The organism is Alphaproteobacteria bacterium (assembly GCA_025210155.1).
Lineage (GTDB): Bacteria > Pseudomonadota > Alphaproteobacteria > Rs-D84 > CASDRH01 > JAOASE01.
On the sequence record JAOASE010000002.1, the window covers coordinates 1 to 25,915 of the forward strand.

31 protein-coding genes and 1 tRNA gene are annotated in these 25,915 nt (G+C 29.7%); 22 read left to right on the top strand and 10 right to left on the bottom strand.

Annotation, left to right across the window (positions count from 1 at the left end):
• Positions 1-377: 377 nt before the first annotated feature.
• The 4 genes from N4A44_00090 to N4A44_00105 all read left to right on the top strand — a co-directional run bounded on the left by N4A44_00090 (position 378) and on the right by N4A44_00105 (position 3,072).
• Positions 378-1,328, top strand: a complete 951-nt coding sequence (locus N4A44_00090) for a phosphotransferase (GenBank protein ID MCT4552048.1) — start codon at positions 378-380, stop codon at positions 1,326-1,328.
• Positions 1,329-1,433: 105 nt separating this feature from the next.
• Complete coding sequence (locus N4A44_00095; protein ID MCT4552049.1) at positions 1,434-1,613, top strand: DUF378 domain-containing protein; 180 nt, start codon at positions 1,434-1,436, stop codon at positions 1,611-1,613.
• Between the two features lie 101 nt (positions 1,614-1,714).
• Complete coding sequence (locus tag N4A44_00100) at positions 1,715-2,254, top strand: dihydrofolate reductase family protein (protein MCT4552050.1); 540 nt, start codon at positions 1,715-1,717, stop codon at positions 2,252-2,254.
• 71 nt (positions 2,255-2,325) lie between these two features.
• On the top strand, positions 2,326-3,072 hold the full coding sequence (locus tag N4A44_00105; protein MCT4552051.1) for a slipin family protein: 747 nt from the start codon (positions 2,326-2,328) through the stop codon (positions 3,070-3,072).
• 46 nt (positions 3,073-3,118) lie between these two features.
• On the opposite strand, the gene N4A44_00110 is transcribed toward N4A44_00105, so the two are convergent.
• From N4A44_00110 to parC, 3 genes are all read right to left on the bottom strand, one after another.
• Positions 3,119-3,877, bottom strand: coding sequence for a hypothetical protein (locus N4A44_00110; GenBank protein ID MCT4552052.1), 759 nt, complete (start codon positions 3,875-3,877; stop codon positions 3,119-3,121).
• Between the two features lie 96 nt (positions 3,878-3,973).
• Complete coding sequence (locus tag N4A44_00115) at positions 3,974-4,255, bottom strand: hypothetical protein (protein ID MCT4552053.1); 282 nt, start codon at positions 4,253-4,255, stop codon at positions 3,974-3,976.
• A gap of 120 nt (positions 4,256-4,375) precedes the next feature.
• Positions 4,376-6,607 (bottom strand): DNA topoisomerase IV subunit A, encoded by a 2,232-nt coding sequence (parC, locus tag N4A44_00120; GenBank protein ID MCT4552054.1) that lies wholly within the window; start codon positions 6,605-6,607, stop codon positions 4,376-4,378.
• Between the two features lie 278 nt (positions 6,608-6,885).
• Between parC and N4A44_00125 the strand changes: the two genes are divergently transcribed.
• Together N4A44_00125 and N4A44_00130 are read left to right on the top strand one after the other, a co-directional pair.
• Entirely contained in the window at positions 6,886-8,295 is a 1,410-nt protein-coding gene (locus tag N4A44_00125) for a KAP family NTPase (protein MCT4552055.1), read from the top strand.
• 285 nt (positions 8,296-8,580) lie between these two features.
• Positions 8,581-8,742 (top strand): hypothetical protein, encoded by a 162-nt coding sequence (locus N4A44_00130; GenBank protein ID MCT4552056.1) that lies wholly within the window; start codon positions 8,581-8,583, stop codon positions 8,740-8,742.
• A 46-nt stretch (positions 8,743-8,788) separates the two neighbouring features.
• Here the strand turns inward: N4A44_00130 and N4A44_00135 are convergent, their stop codons facing one another.
• Entirely contained in the window at positions 8,789-9,184 is a 396-nt protein-coding gene (locus N4A44_00135) for a hypothetical protein (GenBank protein ID MCT4552057.1), read from the bottom strand.
• Between the two features lie 195 nt (positions 9,185-9,379).
• Between N4A44_00135 and N4A44_00140 the strand changes: the two genes are divergently transcribed.
• Together N4A44_00140 and N4A44_00145 are read left to right on the top strand one after the other, a co-directional pair.
• Entirely contained in the window at positions 9,380-10,213 is an 834-nt protein-coding gene (locus tag N4A44_00140) for a polysaccharide pyruvyl transferase family protein (GenBank protein ID MCT4552058.1), read from the top strand.
• 12 nt (positions 10,214-10,225) lie between these two features.
• Positions 10,226-11,008 (top strand): hypothetical protein, encoded by a 783-nt coding sequence (locus N4A44_00145; GenBank protein MCT4552059.1) that lies wholly within the window; start codon positions 10,226-10,228, stop codon positions 11,006-11,008.
• Positions 11,009-11,074: 66 nt separating this feature from the next.
• On the opposite strand, the gene N4A44_00150 is transcribed toward N4A44_00145, so the two are convergent.
• Positions 11,075-11,482 carry a hypothetical protein gene (locus N4A44_00150; protein ID MCT4552060.1) on the bottom strand — a complete coding sequence of 136 codons (408 nt, stop codon included), beginning with the start codon at positions 11,480-11,482 and terminating at the stop codon, positions 11,075-11,077.
• Between the two features lie 118 nt (positions 11,483-11,600).
• Positions 11,601-12,518 (bottom strand): manganese-dependent inorganic pyrophosphatase, encoded by a 918-nt coding sequence (locus N4A44_00155; protein MCT4552061.1) that lies wholly within the window; start codon positions 12,516-12,518, stop codon positions 11,601-11,603.
• Between the two features lie 231 nt (positions 12,519-12,749).
• On the opposite strand from N4A44_00155, the gene obgE reads away from it, so the two are divergent.
• From obgE to N4A44_00190, 7 genes are all read left to right on the top strand, one after another.
• Entirely contained in the window at positions 12,750-13,742 is a 993-nt protein-coding gene (gene obgE, locus N4A44_00160; GenBank protein MCT4552062.1) for a GTPase ObgE, read from the top strand.
• A 113-nt stretch (positions 13,743-13,855) separates the two neighbouring features.
• Entirely contained in the window at positions 13,856-14,794 is a 939-nt protein-coding gene (locus N4A44_00165) for a glycosyltransferase family 2 protein (GenBank protein MCT4552063.1), read from the top strand.
• A gap of 403 nt (positions 14,795-15,197) precedes the next feature.
• Positions 15,198-15,659 carry a hypothetical protein gene (locus N4A44_00170; GenBank protein MCT4552064.1) on the top strand — a complete coding sequence of 154 codons (462 nt, stop codon included), beginning with the start codon at positions 15,198-15,200 and terminating at the stop codon, positions 15,657-15,659.
• 231 nt (positions 15,660-15,890) lie between these two features.
• Positions 15,891-16,016 carry a hypothetical protein gene (locus N4A44_00175; protein ID MCT4552065.1) on the top strand — a complete coding sequence of 42 codons (126 nt, stop codon included), beginning with the start codon at positions 15,891-15,893 and terminating at the stop codon, positions 16,014-16,016.
• Positions 16,017-16,330: 314 nt separating this feature from the next.
• Positions 16,331-16,744: a hypothetical protein gene (locus N4A44_00180; protein MCT4552066.1), complete on the top strand. Its 414-nt coding sequence runs from the start codon at positions 16,331-16,333 to the stop codon at positions 16,742-16,744.
• Positions 16,745-16,806: 62 nt separating this feature from the next.
• Complete coding sequence (murB, locus tag N4A44_00185; GenBank protein ID MCT4552067.1) at positions 16,807-17,691, top strand: UDP-N-acetylmuramate dehydrogenase; 885 nt, start codon at positions 16,807-16,809, stop codon at positions 17,689-17,691.
• Positions 17,692-17,841: 150 nt separating this feature from the next.
• Positions 17,842-18,516: a hypothetical protein gene (locus tag N4A44_00190; protein ID MCT4552068.1), complete on the top strand. Its 675-nt coding sequence runs from the start codon at positions 17,842-17,844 to the stop codon at positions 18,514-18,516.
• A 48-nt stretch (positions 18,517-18,564) separates the two neighbouring features.
• Here N4A44_00190 and tig read toward each other — a convergent pair whose 3' ends face one another.
• The 3 genes from tig to N4A44_00205 all read right to left on the bottom strand — a co-directional run bounded on the left by tig (position 18,565) and on the right by N4A44_00205 (position 20,769).
• Positions 18,565-19,884, bottom strand: coding sequence for a trigger factor (gene tig, locus N4A44_00195; GenBank protein ID MCT4552069.1), 1,320 nt, complete (start codon positions 19,882-19,884; stop codon positions 18,565-18,567).
• A gap of 131 nt (positions 19,885-20,015) precedes the next feature.
• Positions 20,016-20,100 (bottom strand) — tRNA-Leu (locus N4A44_00200).
• Between the two features lie 123 nt (positions 20,101-20,223).
• Positions 20,224-20,769: a nucleoside monophosphate kinase gene (locus tag N4A44_00205; protein ID MCT4552070.1), complete on the bottom strand. Its 546-nt coding sequence runs from the start codon at positions 20,767-20,769 to the stop codon at positions 20,224-20,226.
• Between the two features lie 160 nt (positions 20,770-20,929).
• On the opposite strand from N4A44_00205, the gene N4A44_00210 reads away from it, so the two are divergent.
• From N4A44_00210 to N4A44_00225, 4 genes are all read left to right on the top strand, one after another.
• Positions 20,930-21,388, top strand: coding sequence for a hypothetical protein (locus tag N4A44_00210; GenBank protein MCT4552071.1), 459 nt, complete (start codon positions 20,930-20,932; stop codon positions 21,386-21,388).
• Between the two features lie 116 nt (positions 21,389-21,504).
• Positions 21,505-22,005, top strand: coding sequence for a type II secretion system GspH family protein (locus tag N4A44_00215; GenBank protein MCT4552072.1), 501 nt, complete (start codon positions 21,505-21,507; stop codon positions 22,003-22,005).
• A gap of 127 nt (positions 22,006-22,132) precedes the next feature.
• Entirely contained in the window at positions 22,133-22,606 is a 474-nt protein-coding gene (locus N4A44_00220; protein MCT4552073.1) for a hypothetical protein, read from the top strand.
• A 106-nt stretch (positions 22,607-22,712) separates the two neighbouring features.
• Positions 22,713-23,150: a hypothetical protein gene (locus N4A44_00225; GenBank protein ID MCT4552074.1), complete on the top strand. Its 438-nt coding sequence runs from the start codon at positions 22,713-22,715 to the stop codon at positions 23,148-23,150.
• Here N4A44_00225 and N4A44_00230 read toward each other — a convergent pair.
• Positions 23,143-23,523 (bottom strand): YraN family protein, encoded by a 381-nt coding sequence (locus N4A44_00230; protein MCT4552075.1) that lies wholly within the window; start codon positions 23,521-23,523, stop codon positions 23,143-23,145. The two genes, N4A44_00225 and N4A44_00230, sit on opposite strands and share 8 nt — an antisense overlap.
• A gap of 196 nt (positions 23,524-23,719) precedes the next feature.
• Here N4A44_00230 and N4A44_00235 point away from each other — a divergent pair, with 196 nt between their 5' ends.
• Genes N4A44_00235 through N4A44_00245 form a run of 3 tightly spaced genes read left to right on the top strand, consistent with a single transcriptional unit; the run spans position 23,720 to position 25,912 of the window.
• Complete coding sequence (locus tag N4A44_00235) at positions 23,720-24,064, top strand: hypothetical protein (GenBank protein MCT4552076.1); 345 nt, start codon at positions 23,720-23,722, stop codon at positions 24,062-24,064.
• A 50-nt stretch (positions 24,065-24,114) separates the two neighbouring features.
• Positions 24,115-25,203 carry a mechanosensitive ion channel family protein gene (locus N4A44_00240; protein MCT4552077.1) on the top strand — a complete coding sequence of 363 codons (1,089 nt, stop codon included), beginning with the start codon at positions 24,115-24,117 and terminating at the stop codon, positions 25,201-25,203.
• 7 nt (positions 25,204-25,210) lie between these two features.
• Entirely contained in the window at positions 25,211-25,912 is a 702-nt protein-coding gene (locus N4A44_00245) for a DUF374 domain-containing protein (GenBank protein ID MCT4552078.1), read from the top strand.
• The last annotated feature ends 3 nt before the right edge of the window (positions 25,913-25,915 follow it).

Consider the following 25,915-nt stretch of genomic DNA (forward strand, 5'->3'; position numbering starts at 1 on the left):
AATTTAACTTGATAGTAATAATAAAATTTTTTAATTGTAGGATTGTTATAACCAAGTACCTAAACATATATTTATCCCTAAAAACTTTTAAAGATTTTTTAAAGATTAAATATATTCCAATTTAGTTTAATAGCTACTTTTAAAACTTTTTCTTTAAAAAATATTATTTTTATCTGAAGCCTGTCATTGTAAAAATTTAATTTATTCAATGAGTTGATGCTATTTTTAATATTATTTTATAAGTTGACCTGTTTCTCTCTTAATCAGTAGGTCCGGGGTTCGAACCCCCGTCAGCCCACCATTCTTTTTCTAATTCCTTGAAAAAAAATTATTGTTTGGTATTCTATTTTAATAGTTTTTTGTTAAGGAGATTTGATTTGAAAAAAGCTTTGATAAATTTAATTTGTACTTTTATTCCTAGTAAGAACTTAAGGGTTAAGATTAGGAATTTGTTTTTGCATAAAGATTCTATGTCTGAAGAAAAAATATTACAGTACTTTGCAGATAACTATCATAATGAGGAAGTTAAAAAATTAGGTTTTGGAATAACTTCACAAGCTTATTTAGTTGGAGATATATTGTTTAAATTTCAAAGAAAGAAATATGATTATTCAGTTAATAAAATAGAAAAAAATAATTGTGATTTTATTTCAGAGAGAGTTGATGTGGAGATTCCTAATATTACTTTACATAAAGATATAAAAGGGCTTTCTTATAAAATATTAAAGGGACATGTTGTTAAAACACTTATAGATAAATCAGATGTTGTTAAAGATGTTAATGTTACTTTATCCTCTTCTGCTGATTTTTTATCGCAATTGCATTTTATTGATTTAAAAGAAGCTAATGGAAAAATAAAAAGGAAATGTAGATTGTTATCTTTGAAGCTTGAAGGCGTTTTTTTAAGTTTGTTCTTTGTTAAAAAATATTTTTCTTTTAAGGAAACTTTTAAAATAATTTCAATGGTGTTTAAATCTTTCTTTTTGAAAAAGGATTTATCTATCATTCATAATGATTTTTCATTTTATAATTCTTTATTGGATGATGATGGTAAAGTTTCTGGTATTATTGATTGGGCAGGAGCTGCTATTGAAGAAAGATATTGGGATTTAGCATCATTCAAAGTTAGGCTTAGAAATAATAAGCATTTTGATATTTTTATAAATGAATATGATAAAAAAATTGGAAAAGAAACTGATATTAAAAAGATTAATATCTTAGCATTGTTGAAATCTTTGGATTTACTTTACACAGTATATTCTATGAAGAATGACGGTCGTATTAGAATGCAAATTAATTTTATAAAGGATTTAATAAAAGCTTATTAGTAAAAAAAACAGTTACTGTTTTGTAGTATTTATTGATTTGATTTATTTTGTGATACTTGTTCTAATTTAAGTTGTTATTATGAAACTTAAGAAAAGGAGGTTATCATGAAAACATTTGATACAGTTGCATTATTATTAACAATAATTGGTGGTATAAATTGGGGGCTTGTTGGTCTTATCAATTTTGATTTAGTTGCGTGGATTTTTGGAGCGGGTTCTGTTTTAGCTAGAATTGTTTATATCTTAGTTGGTATTTCAGCTATAGTTAGTTTGAAAGAATTATAATTAATTTAATATAAGGAAATTAAAAACGTCCATTTGGGCGTTTTTACTTTTATATAATGTGTTGTTATAGTATAATTCTTTTATATAAATTGGAGGTTTTTATGGTTAAAATTAAATTGAATATGGCTAGTTCTGCAGATGGATTTGTTGCAGACGAAAATGGTAAAGTTGATTTTTTAAATAGATATCCTATGGAAGAAACTGCCAGCAAGAAATTTAGTGATTTTATGGATAGTATAGATGTTATAGTTATGGGATCTAAATCTTATTTACAATTGCCTGAATTAAGTCCTGATGAATGGCTTTATAAAGGAAAGAAAATTTTTGTTTTTTCTGATGGAAGGTTCCCAGTTCCAGATATTGCTAAAGGAGAAGAAATTAATTTTTGTAAAGGTGAAGTGGATTGGTTTATAGACCAAATAAAGAGTTCTTCTCAAAAAGCCGTTTGGTTATTTGGTGGAGCAAATATAGTTAAGCAATTTCATGATGAAGGTTTTATTGATGAATATATTATTACATTTGTTCCTGATGAGTTAGGAAAAGGAATAGAGTTGTTTAAATCTAGTGTTGATTTATCTAAATTGAAAAAGGTTTCTGAAGAAAGTGTTGGTGTTTTTGTAGAAAAGATTTTTGTGAAATAAATTTTTTATTGTTTCAATTTCGATTCTAAATTATTATTTAAATAAATTGTGATTAAATATTGGAGGTAAATATGGATTTAATGTTTTTATTAGTAGTGATAGGATTTTTAATCCTTTCAGGTTTAACTGTTGTTATGCAATATGAAAAGGGTGTTGTTTTTACACTTGGTTCTTATAGTAGTACTAGAGAGGCTGGGTTGACTTGGGTGTTTCCTATTATACAGGAACTTAGAAAGGTTGATATGAGAATTAAGACAGTGGATGTTCCTAAGCAAGAGGTTATGACTAAGGATAATATTCCGGTTTATATTAATGCGGTTGTTTATTTTAAAGTGAAAAATCCAGAGGATGCTGTGATTAAGATTTCCAATTATGTTTATGCTGTTTCTCAATTAACGCTTTCAGCGCTGAAAGATGTTATTGGTACTAATGATTTAGATGCAGTGCTTTCTGAAAGAGTTAGAATTGGTAATGAAATTAAGAAGATTGTTGATGCTGAAACTGATAAATGGGGTATTGATGTAGATTCTATTAATGTGCAAGAAGTTGAGTTGCCAGAAGATATGAAGAGAGCTATGGCAAAGCAAGCTGAGGCAGAAAGAAATAGAAGAGCTATGATTATTGCTGCTGATGCGGAAGCTCAGGCTTCGGCAAAATTATTAGAGGCTGCGAAATTATTAGAGAAGAGTCCTTTGAGTATGCAAATGAGAACGTTGCAAACTATTAAAGATATTTCTAATTCTTCATCTCAAAAGATTGTTTTATTTCCGACTGAGTTGAGTGGAATTGCGGATGCGTTAAAGCCTAAGAAAAAATAAATAAAAATGGAGCCAAATGGCTCCTTTTTTATAATCAGTAGTTTAATTAATTTCCTATAATACTCGTTTCTCCCTCAAATGTTAATATATTTATATTGAGAGCAGATGCTTGGGCTTTTTGTATTCCTTTAGGGTGCACAAAATCACCACATACCTCTGTTAATGCAATTGCTTCATCCCAATGTAATTTAGGAAGGTGTTTTGCATCCTTTTCTTTAGGGTCTTTATTATAGATGGCATAATCTTTAAGAAGAACAACTTCTACTATTCCATAGAATTTAGATTCTTTTAAAGCTATTCCAATTTCTATGGCACTGATATCAGAGCCATCTAAAGAAATTGTTCCCCATCTACCATGTATTCGGCCAATAAAGCCAGGTATTATTGGTACATAACCACTTTCAAGCACTCTATATATATCTTGAGTGTTGACATTTAGGATTTCTAATCCATTTCCGTTCTTTTTTAGATTTACAGGATGTTGGAATTGTTGTTCATTCATTAAAGCGCTCTCTATTTCCATTGCTTTTAAATTATTATTTAAAAGATTGGCAGTAGATAACTCTCCAATTGCTAAATTTTCATGATATTCGGCAGTTCCTTCTTTATGAAAGCTAGATGCAATAAGGGCTCTAGTAAATCCTTTAAGTGCAGAATTTACAATAATTACTTTATAACCTTTAGAACTATAATTATTAATTATTTCATAAATTTTTGAGTGTTTCTCCTTTATTTTTTCGGAATCATATAAACTTCCGATAGAAGAGCCTCCGGCTTTGATAATTACTACTTTTTTATTATTCATATGTACTAGGTTTAAATTATTTAATTTGAGTCCAATATATTTAATATACTTGATAAGTCAAGGAAAATTAAATAGGGACCATGAAGGTCCCTAAATTTATGCCGCTATGTTTTTAGTTTTCAGACGGCGTTTTTTGTTTATATACTTTTTCTTTTTTGGTTTGATATGTGCCGTAGCTCCAACTCTAACAGATTTGATTTTTCTGCTGCGAATTTTTTGTACATTTCTTCTGTATTGGATGATGATGTAAAGTCCATCATCTGACCATCCTAGAAAAATACCTTTTTGAGTTTTTTTGAAACCACGAACCTCAAGAAAGAGAAAATCGTTTACAGAAACATTGTTAGTTTCTAGATTTTGATTTAGTAGATAATTCATAATAGGTTTAAATTATGTTTATAAAACGTTGATGAATTATTTTTAAACATAAAATATGCAATTGCAAGTGGAAAAAATATTTTTATAAAAAAGAGGCTCTTTCGAACCTCTTAATATTTATTAGAATTTGTTGTTTTTAGGGAAGCCGTAGGGAACCATTTTTCCTACCTTAGCTCTATTATTTTTCCACATTTCAACGTCTGCTGGTTTTACGGAATATGTTTTGCTGCCGCTTGCCCATGAGAAACCTTCAAGTGATTTGAATGAGATTACATCGCTAAGATGAGTTTTCTTTTCTTTATACTTTTGAAGGATTACACCTTTACCTTTTCCAAGTGTTGGTAATTCATTAATATCGAATATTAACAACATTCTATTATTACCTGTTATGGCGATAAGGTCATCATCTTTTTCTATGATTTTAGCAACTACAGGAGTATCTCCAGTTTTTAATCCCATAACAGTTTTACCGTTTTTAGTTGAGGCAATAGTTTCTGCTATTGGGGTTTTGAAACCGTTTCCACTTTTTGAAGCTAGAAGGATTTCTTTTTCTTCATCTGTCTTGTCGTTGTAATCGAAGATTTGAACTATTTTTGCAGTCTTTAATTCTATCATTAGGTTGATAGGTTCGCCGAAACCTCTTCCTCTTGGAAGTTTTGCAGGGTCGATTGTATAGAACCTTCCATTGTCAGCAAATATTAATAGTTTATGTGCTGAATTGGAGTGTATTGCAAAGCCAAGTTTGTCACCGTCTTTGAATGCGAAATCTTGAGTTAGGTCTACATGTCCTTTAAGGGCTTTGATCCAACCTTTTTCAGAAATGATTATTGAAAGAGGTTCTCTAACTACGAAGTCAGCTTCGTTGTAAGATAGAGTTTCAGCTTCGTTATCAATTTTAGTTTTTCTTTTACCAACTTTAGTTTTCTTACCGAATTTAACTTTAGTTTCTTCTATGTCAGTTGCAACTGTTTGAAGTTGTAATTCTTCTGAATCTAAGATTTCTTTAAGGTGATCTCTTTCAGCTTCTAACATTTTTTTATTTTCTAGAATTTCGTTTTCTTCAAGTTTTCTTAACTGTCTTAATTTCATGTTTAAGATAGCTTCTGCTTGAACGTCGCTTAGACTAAATCTATCCATTAATAATGGTTTTGGTTCATCATTGTTTCTGATGATGTTGATGATTTCGTCTAGGTTTAAGTACGCGATTAATAAACCGTTTAAGATTTCTAATCTGTGCTCAATTTTATCTAGCTTATATTTACTACGACGAACTAGAACTACTTGTTGATGATCGATAAATTCTTGTAGGAATTCTCTTAGAGGCATAACTCTTGGAACACCTTTTGAATCTAGTGCGTTCATGTTGTAGTTGAATTTGATTTCAAAGTCAGTGTTTTGTAATAGTTGAGCCATAAGTTTTTCAGCTTCGATGATTCTGCTCTTTGGTTCGATTATGATACGAACGTTTTCGTCAGATTCGTCTCTGATGTCAGCAACTGTGTTTAGTTTTCCGTTGTTGATAAGCTCAGCTGTTTTTTCTATTAAACGAGATTTTTGAACTTGGTATGGGATTTCAGTGATAGCTATTTGATAAGCGCCTCTACCTAGTTCTTCTTTTTCCCATTTACATCTTAATTTAATAGCGCCTTTACCTTCTTCGTAAATTCTTGAAATAGTGTCGTGGTTTTCGCAAACTATTCCGCCAGTTGGGAAGTCAGGTCCTTTGATGTATTTTGTTAATTGTTTTGTTGTAGCTTCTTTATGTTTGATTAGGTAAAGTAAAGCTGCACAAACTTCGTCTACGTTGTGAGGAGGGATATTTGTTGCCATACCTACGGCGATTCCCATTGCTCCGTTTGCTAGAAGGTTAGGGAAGCAACCTGGCATAACTGAAGGCTCGTTGTGTTCGCCATCGTAAGTTGGTACGAAATCAACTGCGTCTTCGTCTAGACCTTCCATAAGTTTGATTGCAATTTCTGTTAGACGGGCTTCTGTATATCTCATTGCCGCTGGGCTATCACCGTCTACGTTACCGAAGTTTCCTTGACCATCTACTAGTGGAAAACGTACTGAGAAGTCTTGTGCTAAACGAACCATAGAGTCATATACTGCTGTGTCACCGTGTGGGTGATATTTACCGATTACGTCGCCGACGACTCTGGCAGATTTTTTAAAGCCGGATTGAGGTGCAAGTCTTAATGCACGCATTGCGAATAGTAGTCGTCTATGTACTGGTTTAAGACCGTCTCTCACGTCCGGTAGGGAACGAGATACGATTGTAGACATAGCGTACTCTAAGTATTTTTCCGATAGGGCTTCAGCCAGTTGGATTGTTTTTATTTCATTTATCATTCTTTTAAACTTCCTTTTTCTGTTTCTGATTTTAGAACTTAGAACAGAAAAAATCAAGTTTATTTTTCCTGTGTCTTTTAACCCAATTTAAGCCAAAGTATCGATTCTTAATTTTCAGTCATGTATTATTTATACACTCCTAAAAATTAAAATCTACTTTGACTTTCTTGAATTAAAATACTTTGGAAAAAATTTCTTATGAGAATTTGTTCTTGTTGATTTATTTTAATATAGTTGTTATCAATTAATTTTTAAATTTATAGTAATGGAGGTTATGAATGGATAATTTTAAATTAATAAAAGATATTGAAAGTAATTCTTATGATTATAAAGATACTTTAAAAGTTTCACCTATAGTTGTTAAAATTGCTGAAATAATTAAAAACTCTGAGAATGGAGATGTATTTGGTATAAATGCAGATTTTGGTGTTGGTAAAACAGTGTTTTGTCATAGGTTAAAGAAGTATTTAGAAAGTGATTTTGATAATATTATATATTTAGATATCTGGAAAGATGATCTTTCTGATAATCCTTTAATGCCAATAATATATTCTATTACTAATGAACTTAGCACTAAAAATGATATAGTAAATAAAAAGTTAAAATCTATAGGGTGTGCTTTAGCTAAAACTGCTTTAAAAGCTGGTATTGGATATATAGAACAACAAGCTAATTTAAAAATAAAAGATACTTTTGATAAGGAATTTAATATAGATGGAGGAATTGATTCAATTATAAAAAGTTTGGAAAATGATGATGAATTTAAAAAATCTGAATACTTTAGAAATAAAAAGTTAAAAGATGAATTTAAAAAGACTTTGAGTGATTTTTTGAAAGACAAAAGTATTTTACTTATTGTTGATGAGTTAGACAGATGTAGACCTGATTTTGCAGTTCATACTTTAGAAATTATAAAGCATTTTTTTGATGTTAATAATTTAAAATTTGTCATATCTTCAAATAAAAATCAGTTACAAAGTGCTGTTAAATGTATTTATGGAGTAGAAGATTTTGATGGATATTATAGAAGGTTTGTTGATATAAATTTCAATTTACCAAAAGTGGATTTTCAAAATTATTCAAATTATCTTTTTAATGATATCGGTTTAAAGTATGATAAGAAAAGAGTTTTAACTTTTTCTTTTAAGGATCAATTTAATTTAAAAAATATTGATGATGTTTTATCGGATACATTTTCTTATTATTCAAATTTATTTAATTTTTCTGCTAGAATGCAAAAACAAATTTTTAATAAATTACAAAGTTTTGTTAATTCAGATAGTGAATTTGTTTTTATTCCTGAAATACATTTGGTATTATTATTAATATATGAATATAATTTGCAAATGTTTTTGGATTTAAAAGAAGATCCATCTCTTATTAATAGGCTTTTAGATAGTAAGATATCTGAAAGGTATGGTTATTGGAGAAATGGACTTTCAACTATAGAGAGAAAAAATATTATTTATCTGTTTCAGTTTAGAGAATTAAGGAAAAATTTATCGGAATGGTATTTAATTAGTAACTTGATTAAACCTGTCGATTCTAAATCTGCTTTAACAAATATAAATTTATATCAGAATATTTTTTCAGATAAAAATATAAATTATTCAGATGATAAATTTTTTGAAATTTTAAGAAATAGTTTTGACTCTATAGAGTTTATAGAAAAAGTATTGGAAAATTAAAAATTTAAAAAAATAATTCTTGATTAAATGGTGTGCCGATGGTACACTATTTTTATATCGGGTGATTATCTGATTGGGGCTTCAAAACCTCTCGTAAAGCGGTCTGCTAGCAGAACCTGAAAAGGTCAGATCGAAAACAAAAAACTGCCTTCTTTGTCTTTAGGGACTGGGAGGCAGGGTTATGTCCAGGCTTCGGCTAAAAGCCCGCGCTGTCTTTACGCAGTTTTGAACTCCCAGTCCGTTTGTTTTTACTCTCGGGCTTTTTTATTTTATTGGAGTTTTTTTATGAGAATGATTTTAGTTTGGTTTTTAGTTATACTTTTGGTGATATTTTATCCTATTTATGATTTTCTTCGAGCTCTAATTCGTTGGGATTGGGCATCTCTAAAGGATAATGATGAGGAGTGGTTTTTTTGTGAAGAAGATCACTGTGATGATGGGGATTAAATAAAGGCCTCTATAATTAGAAGCCTTGGGTTTTTAAATTTTTTTATTATACGGCTGTCGCCACGGGTCTGCACACTTGTAGTTCGTCACCGGGTATAAAAGGAACCCAGCATCTATTGTATGTTTTTACAATAGTGTCTACATTGAAAGTGTCTAATACTTCTTTGGCAATCATGATGTCTTTTTCATCGTGTATGTTAGATGAAAGAGTGTCTTTTGAAAAGACATCGAGTTCGTTGCTTACCAGAAAAGTTTTGCTGCTAACGTTTTCTCTTTTGCCTTCGGGAGACTCAGCGTTGAATGCGTAGAAGCCATAAGCTTTGTTTGATAAAGCTATTTGAATGATAGATTCTAGAACAGTGTCTTGTTCTATCTTTTCGATGGTTTCATGATTTTGCTTACATGAGCATGAACATTTTAATAATACAAGGTAGAGATTCATAAACTTTGATTTAATTAGGTTTAACTTATTTATCTAATTTAAGTTAAGGGAATTGTTTGGTCATGTCAAGGGAAAATGAAATTTTAAGTTGTGAAAATATGGCTAATTATTTTTGTGAATTAGCTTGATAAGAAGGGATTGCTATATTATAATAATATGACTATTTAAGATGAGAATTTTTAGGAGGAATTTTAAATGAAAAAGTGTTTTCATTCTAGGCATAAAAATAATTTTGGTGATGTGTTAAACAAGCACATGTTTGATGCTCTTTTTGATGATTGGAAAAGGGTGAAACCATGGAAGGCTAATTACTTTATGATAGGTAGTATTATTGATAAAGTTTTGCAGGATGGGACTAAATTTCATTTTAAAAATTTGTTTAAGAAAAAAGATGATTTGACGTTGCTTGGAACTGGGTTTATTCAGCCATCTCCTTTTAAAAAAGATTTGATTCATAAAAATATTATACCTGTGGCTGTTAGAGGTGAAACTACTAAGGCTAGACTTGAAAGTATGGGCGTTGATTGTAGTGAAACTGTTCTTGGTGACTGGGGTTTGATAGCTGATAAGTTTGTGGATTTTGAAAAGAAAGAAAAGAAATATGATGTTGGAATTATTCCTCATTATGTGGATAAGGAGCATCCTACTTTAAAACGATTCGACGGGGATAATAGGGTGAAAATCCTTGATATTAGCCGAAATCCTAAAGATTTTATAGAGGGCGTTTGTGAGTGTGAAACGGTGTTGTCTAGTGCTATGCATGGTTTGATTATTGCAGATGCATTGAAGATTCCTAATCTCGCCTTGAGACTTTCTGATTTGGTTGTTGGTGGTGAGTATAAATTTAATGATTATTATTCTGTTTTTGGAAAAAAGGTTAAGTTTTTATATCCAAAAGATTTAGATGAAATTGATGATTTGAAAAAATATATTAGTGAGAATTATGAGCTTTCTAATGATGAAATTGATAGGGTTAAAAAGAATATTTATGATTGCTTTTTGAAGGTTAAAAAAGTTAATAAAAAATAGGTGGGTTTCAGTATGACTAAAAAGAAGAAAATTATATTGTCGTTGACTAGTTATGGGAAGCGAGTTGATACAGTTTATTTGACTATTCAGACTTTGTTGAAGCAGACAAAAAAAGCTGACAAAATCGTTCTTTGGTTGGCTGAAGATGAGTTCAGTTTGGAGACTATTCCTGCGAGTTTAAAATCGCTTGTTGATGAAGGTAAGTTGGAAGTTGGTTTTTGTAAGGATATAAGGTCGTATAAAAAGTTAGTTCCTAGTTTGAAGAAATATCCGAATGATATAATAATCACTTTTGATGATGATATTTTTTATAAAAATGATATCGTTGAAAAATTATATAATGCTTATTTAAAAGAACCGGAGTTGTTACATTGTATGAGAGGTCGTATGATGAAATATAATTCTAAGGGAGAATTGTTGTCTTATAAAAAGTGGAGGAAATTTCCTTTATACTTTAAAGCGGATATAAATATCCTTCCTACTACTGGTGGTGGAACATTATTTGTTAAAGAGTATTTTGATGAAGATGTATTTAGAGATGATGTTTTTATGAAATTGGCTCCTCATGCAGACGATGTTTGGTTTAAAGCTATGACTATGAAGAATGGTGTGAAGTGTAAGCTTATTAAGAGAAGGTTTTGGCATTCTACTAAGTTGGATAATATTGATGGAACACAAGAAGGTGGTTTATGGGAATTAAATAGAAATATTTATGAGGGGAATAATCCGCAGATAAAAGCTGTTTTTGAAAAGTATGGAATTTGTAAGATGGTAGATATTCCTAAAAAGAAATAAAAATAAAAGCCTCATAAGTTGGAGGCTTTTTTTGAAAAAATAAATTGTTTAATTTTGGCAGTTTACTTACTGTTCTTTAATCTCCATCAATTGGTCGTTATCTTTTATGAAGTTGGTCCAGAAGCCGTTGTAGCATTTTACAACATATTCCATATTTTCCATTTCTTTCATTAGGTTTATTAGACCGGTGATAGTGTCTTTTTCGATCTTGGACTTAAACTCAGTGATTTTTTCTAGTTTTTTAAGGGTGAAAAGTTCACATTCATTTTCTTTAACAAGGAAGATTGTTTTTGATTTATTTTCTTGTGTGCTATTTGGGCCATTTGCTTCAAATGTTTTAAATCCAAAGGCATTATTTTTAATGGCTTTTTGGATGATCTCATCCATATATAAATTGTCACTAATTTCTTCTGTTTCATAATAGATGGGTGAAACTGAAGGAACAAAAATAAAGTACTCTACGTATTTTTTCATTTCTTTTTTATTTAAAGGTTACTTAGTCTTTAAGATATATTATGTTTGATTTTTATCAAGCTAAAAATTTTTCAAATGAGTTTGTATAAAAAAGCCTCCCAGATGGGAGGTTTATTTTTTAATATGATCCACTTAAGATTGGTGGGATGATTTGTTTTTTTCTACTCATTACACCAGGAAGCCATTTTGATACATTGTTTTCAATCTTAGTATCGAAGGCTTTATCTATACGGAACATGTCATTAGATACTACTAGCAAGTAACTGCTTTGCTTTATGATATCTGTGATTATCATTATAACAGTTTCGTATCCGTCATCATTTTTAATTCGGTTCATTTCAGAAATGATTTCTTCTTGTTTAGAAGGGGAAATGTGATCAGCATCGATAAGTTCTATTTGTCCTATGCCGAACATATTTTGACCAACAGCAACGTTTTTGAAGTCTCTTCTGATTAATCTTTCTGCAGGAAGATTAACGTCAGATTTAACTTTGAACATTTCCATACCAACTTCTTCTACGTTTATTTGAGCGATTTTGTTTAGTTCTTCTACTGCAATCTTGTCTGCTTCAGTAGTTGTAGGAGATTTGAACATAACTGTATCGTTTAATATTGTAGCAATAAGGGCTCCGGCTATGTTTTTAGGAATTTCAAGATTGTGATGATTATATAATTCTTGTATGATTGTTCCACAACATCCAACAGGTCTGATCCACATTTCTAAAGGAGCAGAAGTTCTAAGGCTTCCTAAGTTATGGTGGTCTAATACGAAAACAACTTTTGCTTCTTCAATATCTTGAGGAAGTTGTTCGTTTGTTGTAGTGTCTACAAGGGCTACTTTTTCGCCTTTAACTTCTTCTATTAATTCTGGAGCTTCAAGAGAGAATTTTTCTAATATCCATGTACTATCGTTTGTTAAGTCTCCTTGAGTGCAAGCAGTTGAAGCTCTACCTGTTTTGTTTAGCACATCTGAAACTGCTATTGATGATATAGTGCTATCTGCATCTGGGTTTTTGTGGCCGAATACTTTTATCACTTTTTAACCTTTCTAAATTTTTTCTCTGATTTAGGTCCATAATCCTAATAATTTGGAATTGTAGTTTAATATGACTGATTCTAAATTGCAAGCGAGAATTTAAAAGGGATAGGTAAAAATTTGTTTCAACTATTTCTGGTTTTTGTTAGATTTTTTCTTATATTCTTTTTCTATTGAAATTTCGGGGTTGGTGTTATAGTATGTAGAGAGCTAAATTATAAGGAAATTATTATGAAATTTTTAGATCAAGCAAAGATTTTTATTCAATCAGGTAAGGGGGGTGATGGTATCGCTTCTTTTCGTCGTGAGAAATATGTAGAATATGGCGGCCCTGATGGTGGTGATGGTGGCCGTGGTGGTGACGTTATATTTAGAGCAGTTAATGACTTAAATACTCTTATTGATTTTAGATTTATACAGCATTTTAAAGCTTCTGCTGGGCAAAATGGTATGAAGAAGGTTAAGACTGGAAAGTCTGCGGAGGATCTTATTATTAAAGTTCCAGTTGGTACCGAAATTTTAGCAGAAGATGGAAGAACTGTTTTGGCTGATATGGTTAAAGAAGGTCAAGAGATTAAAATGTTGAATGGTGGTAAAGGTGGATTAGGTAATGTTCACTTTAAATCATCTACAAATCAAGCTCCTAGAAAATGTATTCCAGGTGAGCCAGCTGAGGAGATGTGGGTTTGGTTAAGATTAAAATTGATTGCTGATATTGCTTTTATTGGTTTTCCTAATGCTGGTAAATCTACTTTATTATCTGTTTTGACTAGAGCGAAACCGAAGGTTGCTAATTATGCATTTACTACTTTAAATCCAAATCTTGGTGTTTGTAAGTACGGTGAGCAAGAGCTTGTGTTAGCTGATCTTCCAGGATTGATTGAGGGTGCCGCTGATGGAGCAGGACTTGGAGATAGATTCTTAGGTCATGCGGAAAGATGTAAGGCTATATTACATGTTATAGATTCTTCTACTGAAGATGTTGTCGAAGCTTATGAATCTATTAGAAATGAGTTAGAAGATTATAATGAAGTTTTTGGTGGTAAGAATTTAGAGAAGAAAAAAGAGATTATTGTTCTTAATAAATCAGATCTTTGTTTGGATGAAGAAATGGATGAAAAAGAAAAAGCTTTAAAGAAAATTACTAAGAGTGAAATTATTCGAGTTTCGGGAGCAGGAATGCTTGGACTTGAAGAGTTGAAGCGAAAGTTATTTTCATTATAATAAAATTAAAATTCCTCCTAAAAATTTGGGAGGAATTTTTATCTTTTGTGTTGCGATGATATATTTTATATGTTAGCATTTTTTTTCGATTTAAAATTTTTTTTGGGTAGTATATGAAAAATAGAAAAAGTATTAAATTATCTCTTATAGTTCCATTTTATAATGAAGAAAAAATGGTTGATATTTTTTTTGAAACAGTAATTCCTATTGTTAAAAAAATCTCAAATGATTATGAAATAATTTGTGTTAATGATAGTTTTGCAGATACTACTTTTGAGTTGTTAAAAAAGTGGCACTTTATAAATAATAAAATAAAGGTTTTAACATTTTCTAGGAATTTTGGAAAAGAAGCCGCTATGACTGCTGGTGTAGATTATTGCACTGGTGATGCGGCGGTTTTTATTGATGCTGATTTGCAAGACCCCCCTCAAGAATTATCAAAAATGGTTGAAAAATGGAAAGAGGGGTTTGATGTTGTTTTGATGAAAAGATTAAGAAGGAATAAAGATTCTTTTTTTAAGAGGGTAACAGCCTATTGTTTTTATAGGATAATAAATTTCATGAGTCATAAAATGGTTGAAAAAGATGTTAGTGATTTTAGACTTTTAGATAGAAAGGTTTTAGATGTTTTAAAGTGTTTAAAGGAAAAAAATCGTTTTATGAAGGGGTTGATGTCTTGGTCAGGATTTAAGAAATGTGATCTTTATTTTGAGAGACCCGCTAGAATTAAGGGAAAAACTAAATTTAATTGCTCAAAGATGATTCGACTGGCTTTTGATGGTATTTTTTCGTTTTCTATTATGCCAATAAGGTTATTTACTTTGTTAGGAATTCTTTTGTCTATTATATCTTTTATCTGGATTTTTTATATTATATATCAAAAACTATATTTAGGAGATGTTGTAAGTGGTTGGGCTTCAATAATGAGTATAATTTTGTTTTTTAATGGGGTTATAATGATAGGTTTAGGTGTTCTTGGAGAATATGTAGGTCGAGTTTATAATGAGGTTAAAGATAGACCTATTTATGTAGTGGATCAAGAGTTGTTTTAGATGGTAAATTTATTTTTTAAATTATCAGAAAAGTTAAGATATTTAATGATAGGTGGCTTAAATACTATTATTGGATATTTAATATTTATTTCATTAACATTAATATTAGAAGGTAAAATTAATTATATTTTTATTGTTCTTTTAAATTATGTTTTTGGATTTAATGTTAGTTTTTTTAATTTTAAATATTTTGTTTTTAAATCTAAAAAGAGAATAAGGGATGAATATTTTAAAACTATAAATAGTTATATTTTATTATTTTTTATTAATTCATTTTTAATGATAATTTTTCAAGAAATTTTGAAAGTAGGTTTGATTTTGTCTCAAGGTATTATAATTATATTTATGACAATAATAACTTATTTAATACATAAAAATTATTCTTTTAAAAAGGAGAGCACTGTTGAAAAATAACATGAAAATATTAATAATTTTATTAGGTGTTTCTTTAAGAATTTTTGCAGGATATAATAAACAATATTATCACACGGATGATATATTTTCTTTTGAAATAATTAATGATAATAGTTGGGCTGAAGAAAGAATTAATGAAGATAATTGGAATAAAATTATAGATGGTAATATTTTAAAATCGGATGTTGAAATTTCAAAAGAAGAGATGTTTAATTTTAATTTTTTAGAAGTTGTAGGAAATAAGGAGCCTCATCCACCATTTTATTATATAGTTTTGCATATTGTTCAATCTTTATTTGTAGATGGAAAATTTTCTAAATGGCCAGGAATTATTTTGAATATATTTATTTATATTCTATCATCTGTTTTTTTATATAAACTTTCTAAATTTTTTATTAAGAAAGAATTATTATCATTATTCACTGTATTTTTATTTGCGATAAATACATAGGCTATTTCAAGTACAGTTTTTATAAGAATGTATGAGATGTTTATTCTGTTTACTATTTTAATATTTTATCTATTTATTAAATTTATAGAGCAGAACCATGTTGATAAAAAATTGTTGGTAAAAATTGGTATAACTTCTATTCTGGGAGTTATGACGCATTATCATTTTGTTTTTTTTATATTACCTTTATTTTTAGTTTCTATTATATATCTATATAAAAAGGGAGATTTGTTGAAGATAAAATCTTTGTTTGTTTCTATGGTTTTATCTGCTTCTTTATTTTTTATTTTATGGCCTTATGCTTGTCATCAAATATTTGGAAGTTATCATGGTATGGTTTTGCTTGGAGGGGTTTAATGTTAAATTTTATTCAATTTAATTTGAGTTATTTTCTTTTAATTGTTGTTTTGATTGTTTTTTATGGGAGAGTAAATACCAAAAGTAATAAGGGGTTTAATATATATTTTTTATTTTATTCTGTAGTTTTTTCTTTTCTTTTGGTTGAATTCTGCAGAACTTGGAATTCTCCTAGATATTTATATTTTATAATACCTTTGATATTTTTATTTTTAATATCTTTTGTTGATAGGTTTGTTAAAAAGAAAGTTTTTATTTATTTATCTACTCTGTTATTGTTAATAGTTAATTTTATTGTTTTTGGGGTGTTTAAAGTGAACTATTTGAATTATGATCAACCGAGTTCTCCTACCTTTACTGAAGATAGGAGTGTTGTTTTTGAATTTGTGAAAGATTTTGATCAAAATAAAAGAGATATTTCTACTGTCGTAGTTTTAGAAGAAAATTGGAAGAAGTATAAATTTGATGATAAAAAAGTATTTGATAGATCTTATAAAGACATAACAGTTTCTAAATTAATGCCTTTGTTAGTGAATAGAGAAAAATTATATATGGTTGAAAAAGGTGATTTGTCTGATATTAAATGGGATGGCATTTTAAAAGATTTCGGAAATCCTAATGAGATTTATATTTTATCTAAGAATAAAATTCTTTATTTAGACTCTTTATATAAAGAGAGAAAATGTTATTTTCTATTTCATAGAAATATATGCTTTTATAAAAAATAATTTGTTGCGTTTTTGTTCTATATGTGCTATTTTGTTTTTGTTATATATTTAAGGAGAAATTTATGTTGCAAAAAAAGGATTTTAAAAATATTCGCGGTACTATTAAGATGGGTAAATCTTTAGCTGGTTACACTTGGGTTAAAACAGGTGGTGAAGCGGAGATGTTTTTTGAGCCAAAAGATATAGATGATTTGGTTTGCTTTTTGCAGCAGGTGAGACCTGGAACGTCTGTTCAATATATTGGAGGGGGTTCTAATTTGTTGGTTGTTGATGAAGGTGTTAAGGGAGTTGTAATTAAATTGGGCATGGCTTTTTCTTCTATTGAGTTGAATGATAAAGGGCAGGTTGTTTGTGGTGCTGCGGCTATGCCTGTTTCTATATCGCACTTTGCATGTAAGAATTCTTTAAAAGGTTTGGAATTTATGTCGACTATTCCTGGGACAATTGGAGGTGCTATATTTGGTAATGCTGGTTGTTTTGGTGGAGAGATAAAAGATGTATTAGCTTCTTGTAAGGTTGTTTCTGAAGATGGTGATATTGGTGAGTTATCTAATAAGGATTGTGGTTTTGTTTATAGAAAATCTGATATAACTGATTTTATTGTTGAGGCTACTTTTAATGTTGAAGAGGGTGTGCAAGAAGAGATAGCTGAGAAGATTTCTGAGCAAAAGAAAAAGAGAAGTGCAGGGCAGCCTATGGGTGAGAAGACTTTTGGATCTTGTTTTAAAAATCCAGAAGGGACTTCGGCTGGTGCTTTAATAGATCAAGCTGGTTTAAAAGGTTTTTCTATTGGTGGAGCTGCTGTGTCAGAGAAGCATGCTAATTTCTTAATTAATAAAGGTGGAGCGACTACTCAAGATTTCTTAGATTTGATTGCGCATATACAGAAAGTAGTTTTGGAAAGAGATAATATAAAATTAGAAACTGAAGTTCGAATTTTATCATAGTTTAATGAGAGATTTTGGGGATTTTACTTTATCTGATTGTGAGAAATAATTTTCTCATTTACTGCATGTAAACTTCGAAATCATTTTCACTTCCATCTAAATCAAAATTACCAAAACGTTGTGTTGAGATATTTTTATAAGGGGATAATCATGGATGGAGAAAAACTATGTATTCTTTGCAATAAGAATTTAGCGGAGACTAGAGAGCACAAAATATTAGCTGCTTTTATTAGGGATTTAACAAAAGAAGAAGATACTAAAGAAGTTTTTGTTCATAAAACAAAAAATGTATTTGACGGTGTTTATGAAGATTTTAAGTTTTCTAAAAATGATAAAGGTGGTGCTTTAAAGTTCAAAGACAAGCAATTATGTTTTAAGTGTAATAATGAACGCAGTCAAAGTATAGATAAGGCATTTATAAAATTTATTAATAATGCAGAAAAGATATCAAAAAGTTTTGATGAAAGACAAATAACTTTAGTTAAAAATAACTTTATTCCAATAAAAAATTTAGAATCTTTAAATCAAGTTATTAAATATTTAATTAAAATTATAATTTGTATGATTGATGAAGCAAAACTTGATATTCCAAAAGAATTAATAGGTGATGATTTTTTTTTACAAGATATAAATTTAAATAAGGTAAAATTTAAAATTAAATTGTTAGATTTTATAACAGTTAATGAAAAAAATACATTGATACCAACCAATGGTGACTTATTGATAGAAAGTGGAAAGAATATTTTTCTGAAAAATTATAGAATAAATGGTGTTAATATCTATTTTAAATATTGCTTAGATGAAAAAATTGATATTAAAATATAAAAAAGGTCTCGATTGAGACCTTTTCTTTTTAAACTTATATTCGGTAAATTATTTTTGACCAGTTAGTTCTTCAGGTTTAACTTCTTTTTCTTTAGTTTTAACTTGAGAAACGATGTGATCTAATATTTTAGCTTCAAATAGTTGAGCTCTAAGCATTTGCATAGCTTGAGGATTCTCATTGTAGTATTTAAACACTTGTTCGTGTTGTCCTGGGAATCTCATAGCTTCTTGCATGATAGCTTGTTGAGCATCATTTTCGTCTACTTTAATTTCAGCTTTTTTACCAATTTCAGCAACTAGAAGACCAAGTTTAACTCTTTTTTCAGCTAATTCTTTTTGTTCAGCTTTAAGTTTCTTTTCACCTTTCTTTTTATTTTCTTCAGAAAGTTTATCTTCTTTAATTTGTTGTTCGAATGGTTTCCACATAGCGTTGAATTCTTGTTCAATTAAGCTTTCTGGAAGAGTGATTTTAACTTTAGCTAATTCGTCTAAAACTAAATCTTTCATTCCGTTTTTAGAAAGGCTTTCATAGTGATCTTGAGTCATTTCTTTGATTGAATTTTTAAGATCTTCTAAGTCTTTTCTACCAACTTGTTTAGCTAATTCGTCATCAATCTTAACAGGAACTTTTGCTCTGATGTCATGGATTTTAACTTTGAACATAGCAGGTTTACCAGCAAATTCTTTAGCATGGTATTCTTTAGGGAAAGTTACGTTTACTTCTAATTCGTCGCCTTTGTTTTTACCAATTAGTTGATCTTCGAAACCTTCGATGAAAGAGTTTGAACCTAATTCTAGGTTATGTTTTTCACCTTTTCCGCCAGGGAATGCTTCGCCGTCAATGAAACCTTCGAAATCGATAATAGCTACGTCACCTTTTTTAGTGGCTCTATCTTTTTCTAATTTAGCTGTGCTAGTTCTGCTTTCAGCTAATTGTTTTAATGAAGTTTCGATTACTTGGTCAGTAACTTTTGCAACTTTCTTTTCAACAGTGATTTTTGAAAGTTCGATATCTTTATCTTTGATTTCAGGTAGAACTTCTAATTCCGCTGTGAATTTTAACTCTTTATCCTTAACAAATGAAGTGATTTCGATTTGTGGTTGAGTTGCAGGTGAAAGATTTTTTTCTTTTAAGTAACTGCTTAATTCTGTGTTGATAGCTTCGTTCATTGTTTCGCTAATGAAAGAATCTTCATATTTTTGTCTGATAACGTCTAGAGGTACGTGTCCTTTTCTGAAGCCTTTGATGTCAGCATGTTTTTGGTATGCTGTTAATTTTTTCATCAATTCTTCTTCGAAAAGCTCTTTACTAACTTCAAATGATAAGTTGTATTTTAGACCTTTGATTTTTTCTTTGCTTAAACTCATAAGTTTATTCTCCGTAATAATTAATTAATTTACTTCTCAGAGTTTAGTCTTTTAAAATCAAAAATCAAGGTAATTGTGTTTTGTTTTATATAAATGAAAAAGGTTCGTAATTAAACGAACCTTATCTATAATGGTGCGGGTGAGAGGACTTGAACCTCCACGCCGTAAAGCACAGGTACCTAAAACCTGCGTGTCTACCAATTTCACCACACCCGCATTGTTTGGACTTGGGCAATTTATAACAAATAGTTTTTTAAAAATCAAATAAAAAATTTTAAAAATTATATTTTTTTGCTTTTTGATTAAAAAAAAGCAGCCCTTTGCAGGCTGCTTTTCTTATTAAACGGTAGTAAAGATTGCTTTTCTTTGAGAAGAAAGAAATCTTTCTAATTCATTTAATTTGATTTCGTCTTTGATTTCGCTGTCTGGTAATTTTAAAATAAATTTGCCTTCTAGCATTTCATCAATAGATGGTTGTCTTATATGATATAATTCTAACCTTTTTTTGAAGGTTTCAATATCATTATCAATTCTATCTTCTTGCTTTTGTCTTAGATAGAATCTTTCGATCAGAGTTTTATTTTTAGGTTTGATTTCAATAAATTTGATATTATCGAAATTCCTTATAAAGATCGACTGATCTTTGTTTCTTGGGAAACCATCGAGAACGGTTTTTTTAATTCCTGATCTTTCTAGCCTTTCTAACTCTTCTGATAATATTGGAAGAGTGATCTGATCAGGTACTAATTCACCTTTCTTTTGGAAGGTTTCTATTTCAGGAAATTTTTTGATGCTATCACTAAGTAGTGACGACATACTAATTATATGATAATTACTAAGGTATTTCTTTTTGAAAAAACCTTTGCCACCGCAGGGTGGTCCCATTAGACATAATATTTCCATTACTTTACAAATTAGGTTTATAAATCGTGTTAACAATGGGATTTTATTCAGCTTTTATAATTTTGCAAGTAATTTTATTATTTTCTTGTTTTATCTCTTAAATTTTATTAAAATATCATCATATAAGGATGAAAGGGAAGTTATGTTCTTAGAAAAAAATCAAAAAGGTAGATCTGCTATAGAAATGCTTGGTGTTTTAGGTATTATGGGTATTATTACTATGTTGGGTATTGGAGCTTATAATATTGCTACTAGAAACGTTAAGGGTAATAATATTAAAGCAGAAGTTTCAGCTATTGCTCAAAAAGTAAAAACTATTACTCAGCCAGCAGCTTATGGGGACTGGGGATCATCTAAAACTTATAAGTCAGCTTTTGTTGATACAGGACTTATGCCAGCTCATAATGGTATGGGTGTTGGTTTGGATACGAATGCGACTACGACTGGATATACTATTACGGGTATTGAAAATACCAGTTTTACGATTCATATCGGATTGAGGGATGATAAGGATTGTGCTATTGTTAAAGAACAAAATTGGAGTGAGGCTATAGACGTAAGTGATTGCGATTCTGAAGGCTTATCTATAACGTTTGAATAAAAGAATTTTATTAGGATTGAATTGTGTTTTTTTTTAAAAAACGCTTTTCTTTTCTTTGAACCTGTGTTATATTATACACAATATTGATATGTAATATGAAAAAAGGAGATTTTAATATGTTATCAAGACAAAATCAAAAAGGTAGATCTATGATCGAAATGCTTGGTGTGCTAGGTATTATGGCTGTTATCACAGTTCTAGGTATTACGGCATATACTATGGCTACAAGAAACGTTAAATCAAACAACATTAAAGCTGAAGTTGCTACTATTGCTCAACAAGTTAGAACAATGACTCAACCTTCAGAATTTAGTGAATGGGATGGTTCTACAAGAGATTATGAATCAGCATTCGTTGATACTGGCCTTATGAAAGAGTACAACGGTATGGGTGTTTCTGATGGTTATGAAATTATTGGTGAAGACAATGTTGGTTTCGCTATTGTTATTAATTTAGATGACGATGAAGATGCAGCTTTAGTTTACTCTATGGATTGGTCAAATGCTTCTGCAGTTCAATGTGTAGGTACAGCTCCAACATCTATAACAACAATACCAACAAGTGATGACTCTTGTGCTTCTAACGAACAAGAAATCGTTATTTATTATAATAACTAGTTTGTAATATATGGTTGTTAAAAGTCTCAACTTTGGTTGGGGCTTTTTTTTATTTTTGATGTTGAATAAAATCTTGTTTTATGTTATTTTTCCCCAGATTTTTTTAGAAATGAAAGGATATAAAATAATGTTATTAAAACAAAACGAAAAAGGTAGATCTATGATCGAAATGCTTGGTGTGCTAGGTATTATGGCTGTTATTACAGTTTTAGGTATCACTGCTTACACTATGGCTACAAGAAATGTTAAATCAAATAATGTTAAAGCTGAAGTTGCTACTATTGCTCAACAAGTTAGAACAATGACACAACCATCTGAATTTGGTGAGTGGGCTGGTGGAGGCTCAAGAACTTTTAAAAGTGCATTTGTTGATACAGGTTTAATGAAAGCTTATAATGGTATGGGTGTTGGTACAGATTCTCGTCCAGGATATTCTCTTTTTGGAAAAAACAATGATGGTTTTGCAATTACTATTGCTGTTCCGGATGAAGAGGATTGTGCTTTGATAGCTTCTATGGACTGGTCTAATGCATTTAGTACAGAAGTTGATTGTGATAATGGGTTTGTTACAGTTAATTATGAGGGAAATCCAAGAGATTAGGTGAAATTAAAATCCCCTTTAAAAGGGGGTTTTTCATGTTTAAAAAAAATCTTTTCTATGTTATAATGTTTGAAAGTTGTAAAAATTAATATTTAAGGAGAAAAAAATGTTTTTTAGAAAAAATGAAAAAGGTAGATCTATGATTGAGATGCTTGGTGTGTTAGCTATAATGGGTATCATTACAGCTCTAGCAGTTAGTTCTATTTCTGGCGGTACTAAATCTGTTAAGATGAACTCTTATAAGTCAGAAATTTTGAGTATAGTATCTGAAGTTAAGGAATTGTATGGTGATGATGCTGATTATACAGATGTAGCTTCGAATACTACAGCTTTAAGAAATATGGGGCTTACAGGAGAAGGTATATTGGATACATTTCCTAATGCTGTAGTTGCTATTAATAATAATGATGGTGCTACATTCCTTATGAGAGTTACTTTTGAAGATCAAGAAAACTGTAGTTTAATTGCTACTATGCAAGATGTTAGTGATGATTTAACTAATAACTGTTCATCTAATAAAAGTATTGATTACTTGTTTAATTAATTTTTAACCAAGCGTTTTGTAAATGTTTGATTTTGCCGATTCCTTTGCCGTAGATTGCTATGGCATCGAATTGGCAATTTTTATTTTGTGTTTCTTTTGGGTGTTTTCTTAGAAATAGTTCAGCTGTGTTTGCTATTCTTTGCTGTTGTCTCGGAGTTATAGATTCAAGTGCTTCGATTTCAGTTTTTCTTCGTTTAACTTCTATGAAATGTATGGTATTTTTCTTTTCAGCGATTATATCTATTTCACCAAAAGAAGACCCTTTTACACCTTTAAATCGATTCGATATAATTTTATATCCTTTTAATTTTAGGAATATTTTAGCATAATTCTCGGAAGCGATTCCAGTAAGGTAGTTTGATTTTATTCTCATAAATTTTTCCTCTTTGACTATATTCTTAATTATAAGACTTTTTTCCTTAAAAAATAGTATAATTTTCCTGTTTCAATCTTTATTATGTTTTTTCTCAAAATGCAATTGACTTTTTGTATTTTACGAGTATATTCTGTTTTTGTTCAAGTGTTGTTCTGCTTTTTGAGAGGGATAATTTATTTGAAAGGGGAGAGATATGAGTTCAAATAATGATATTTATGAAGTAGAAAGGATTTTGTTTTGGTTCTATGAATCTCAGAAATTGAGATTGAAAGGGTTTTCAAAAAGAGATTTTAAAAGTCAAAGAGAATACTCTGTTGACGATGTTGCTATATGTATAAAGAGGTTGTATTTATCCGGTTTATTAACGAAGGATGAGTTGGATACTTTTAGCTTGGTTTGCCATAGAGGGATTATTCCTGATGAGAGAGATGAGGATGATGTTTTGATCTATACTCATTGGAATTCTTTTTTAGAGGTGGTTTCTCAAGAGTTTTCTAAGAAAGGTTGGTTGGAAAAAAGTGCTTGCAAAACAGCTTGATACAAAATATAATTTCCCTATTATTTTATTTAAAATTTTAGGGATTTTTTATGATAGAATTTATTGAAAATATTTTTTTAAATCCATTCACAGTGGAAAATTTAGTTTTTATTTCCTCTATTTTGGGATTTTTATTTTTTATATTGTTTAAAAATGTTATTTCATCAGGTCTTTTGAGATTGCTTCAATTATTCTTTTTTAAGAAAGAGAACTTGGCTAAAATAAAACTTAAATTTTTTACTTCAGTTAAAAGTGTTTTATCTTTTTTTGTCTTAGTATTGGCTTTTTATATTTTAGGTAAGGGTGTCGAATTTAAGTTGATGGAAAAGGTGTCTTTATCTTCATATTTTTCACTTTTATCTTTATTGTTTAAATTTGGAGCCGTTTGGTTTGCTTATGTTTTAGTAGATCCTTTGATGGAACAATTAAATTCTTTAAAGAAGAAACTGGGTAAAACTATATTTTCTTGGTTTGTTAAAACAGTTAAGGTGTTGGTTGCTTTTCTTGGTTTGACTATAGTTCTGAGTTACATGGGAATATCTGTAGTTTCGTTGATTGCTTCTTTAGGTATTGTTGGTATGGCTGTTGCTTTAGGTGCTCAAGATATGTTTAAGAATATAATATCTGGTTTTATTATTATATCAGAAAAGAGGTTTAAAATTGGAGATATTGTTAAGTTGTCAGATGGTACTGAAGGGGTTGTTGAAAAGATAGGTTTTAGATCTACTTCTATTAGAGCATTTGATAAGACTATAATTTATGTTTCTAATTCTAATTTTTCAGAAGGTTCAGTTGTTAATTATTCTTTAAGACCTTATAGAAGAATTTTGTGGAACTTGGGATTGGAGTATGACACATCTTCTAAAGATTTGAAAAAGATTAGAGATGAGATATCTAAGTATATAGAAAAGAGTGGTAGTTTTGTTAATAATGAAGAATTGGGTTATGAAGTTAGAATAGATAGTTTTCAGGATTCTTCAATTAATATATTGGTTATTTGTTTTGCAAATACTGCTGATTTTTCTCAATGGTTAAAAATTAAAGAAGACTTGTTGTTAGAAATAAAAGAAATAGTAGAAGAAAGAGTTGGTGCTAGTTTTGCATTCCCATCTCAAACTTTGTATGTAAATAATAAATAGGATTGTTATGAGAAGAAGAGTAAAAAAAATACTTAAGAGTAAGTTTTCACATTTTATAATTTTAAGAACATTAAGCGCCTATCTTTCTTTTTGTTATATGACTTCTAGGATAGAAATTAGAGGTGGCGAAGAAGTTAAAAAGTTAGATGGTAAAAAGCCAATGATATTTTTATTTTGGCATGGTAGATCATTAGCAATGCCAGTTTTTAAAAAGAAACTTTTAAAGCATAAAACTTATGGCTTATTTTCAGATCATGCGGATGGTCAAGTGATAGCAGATTTATTTACATTGAAGGGAATTAATACTATTGTTGCTTCAACTTTTAGTTCTAAGGGGATTTCAGGGTTGAAAAAATCTTTATCTGTTTTGAAAAAAAATGAGTCTATTGGAATATCTCCAGATGGTCCAAGAGGCCCTATATTTAATATTTTAACTGATAGTGCCTTCTTTTTATCTAAAAAAACAGGTGCTAAGATTATTCCTGTAATTGGAAGTTTTTCAAATCCTAAAATTTTTGAAAAGAGTTGGGATAAGTATATGTTTGCAAGACCTTTTGGAAAAGTAGTTATTGATGTTAGTAAGGGGATTGTTGTGCCTTCAGAGGCTAGTCAGGAAGATATAGATAAGCTTAGAGATAAAACTGAGAAATTTATGGTAAATAAGGTTGCTAAATTAGATAAGGAAGTTTTCGGAAGAAAAGTTATTTAGGAA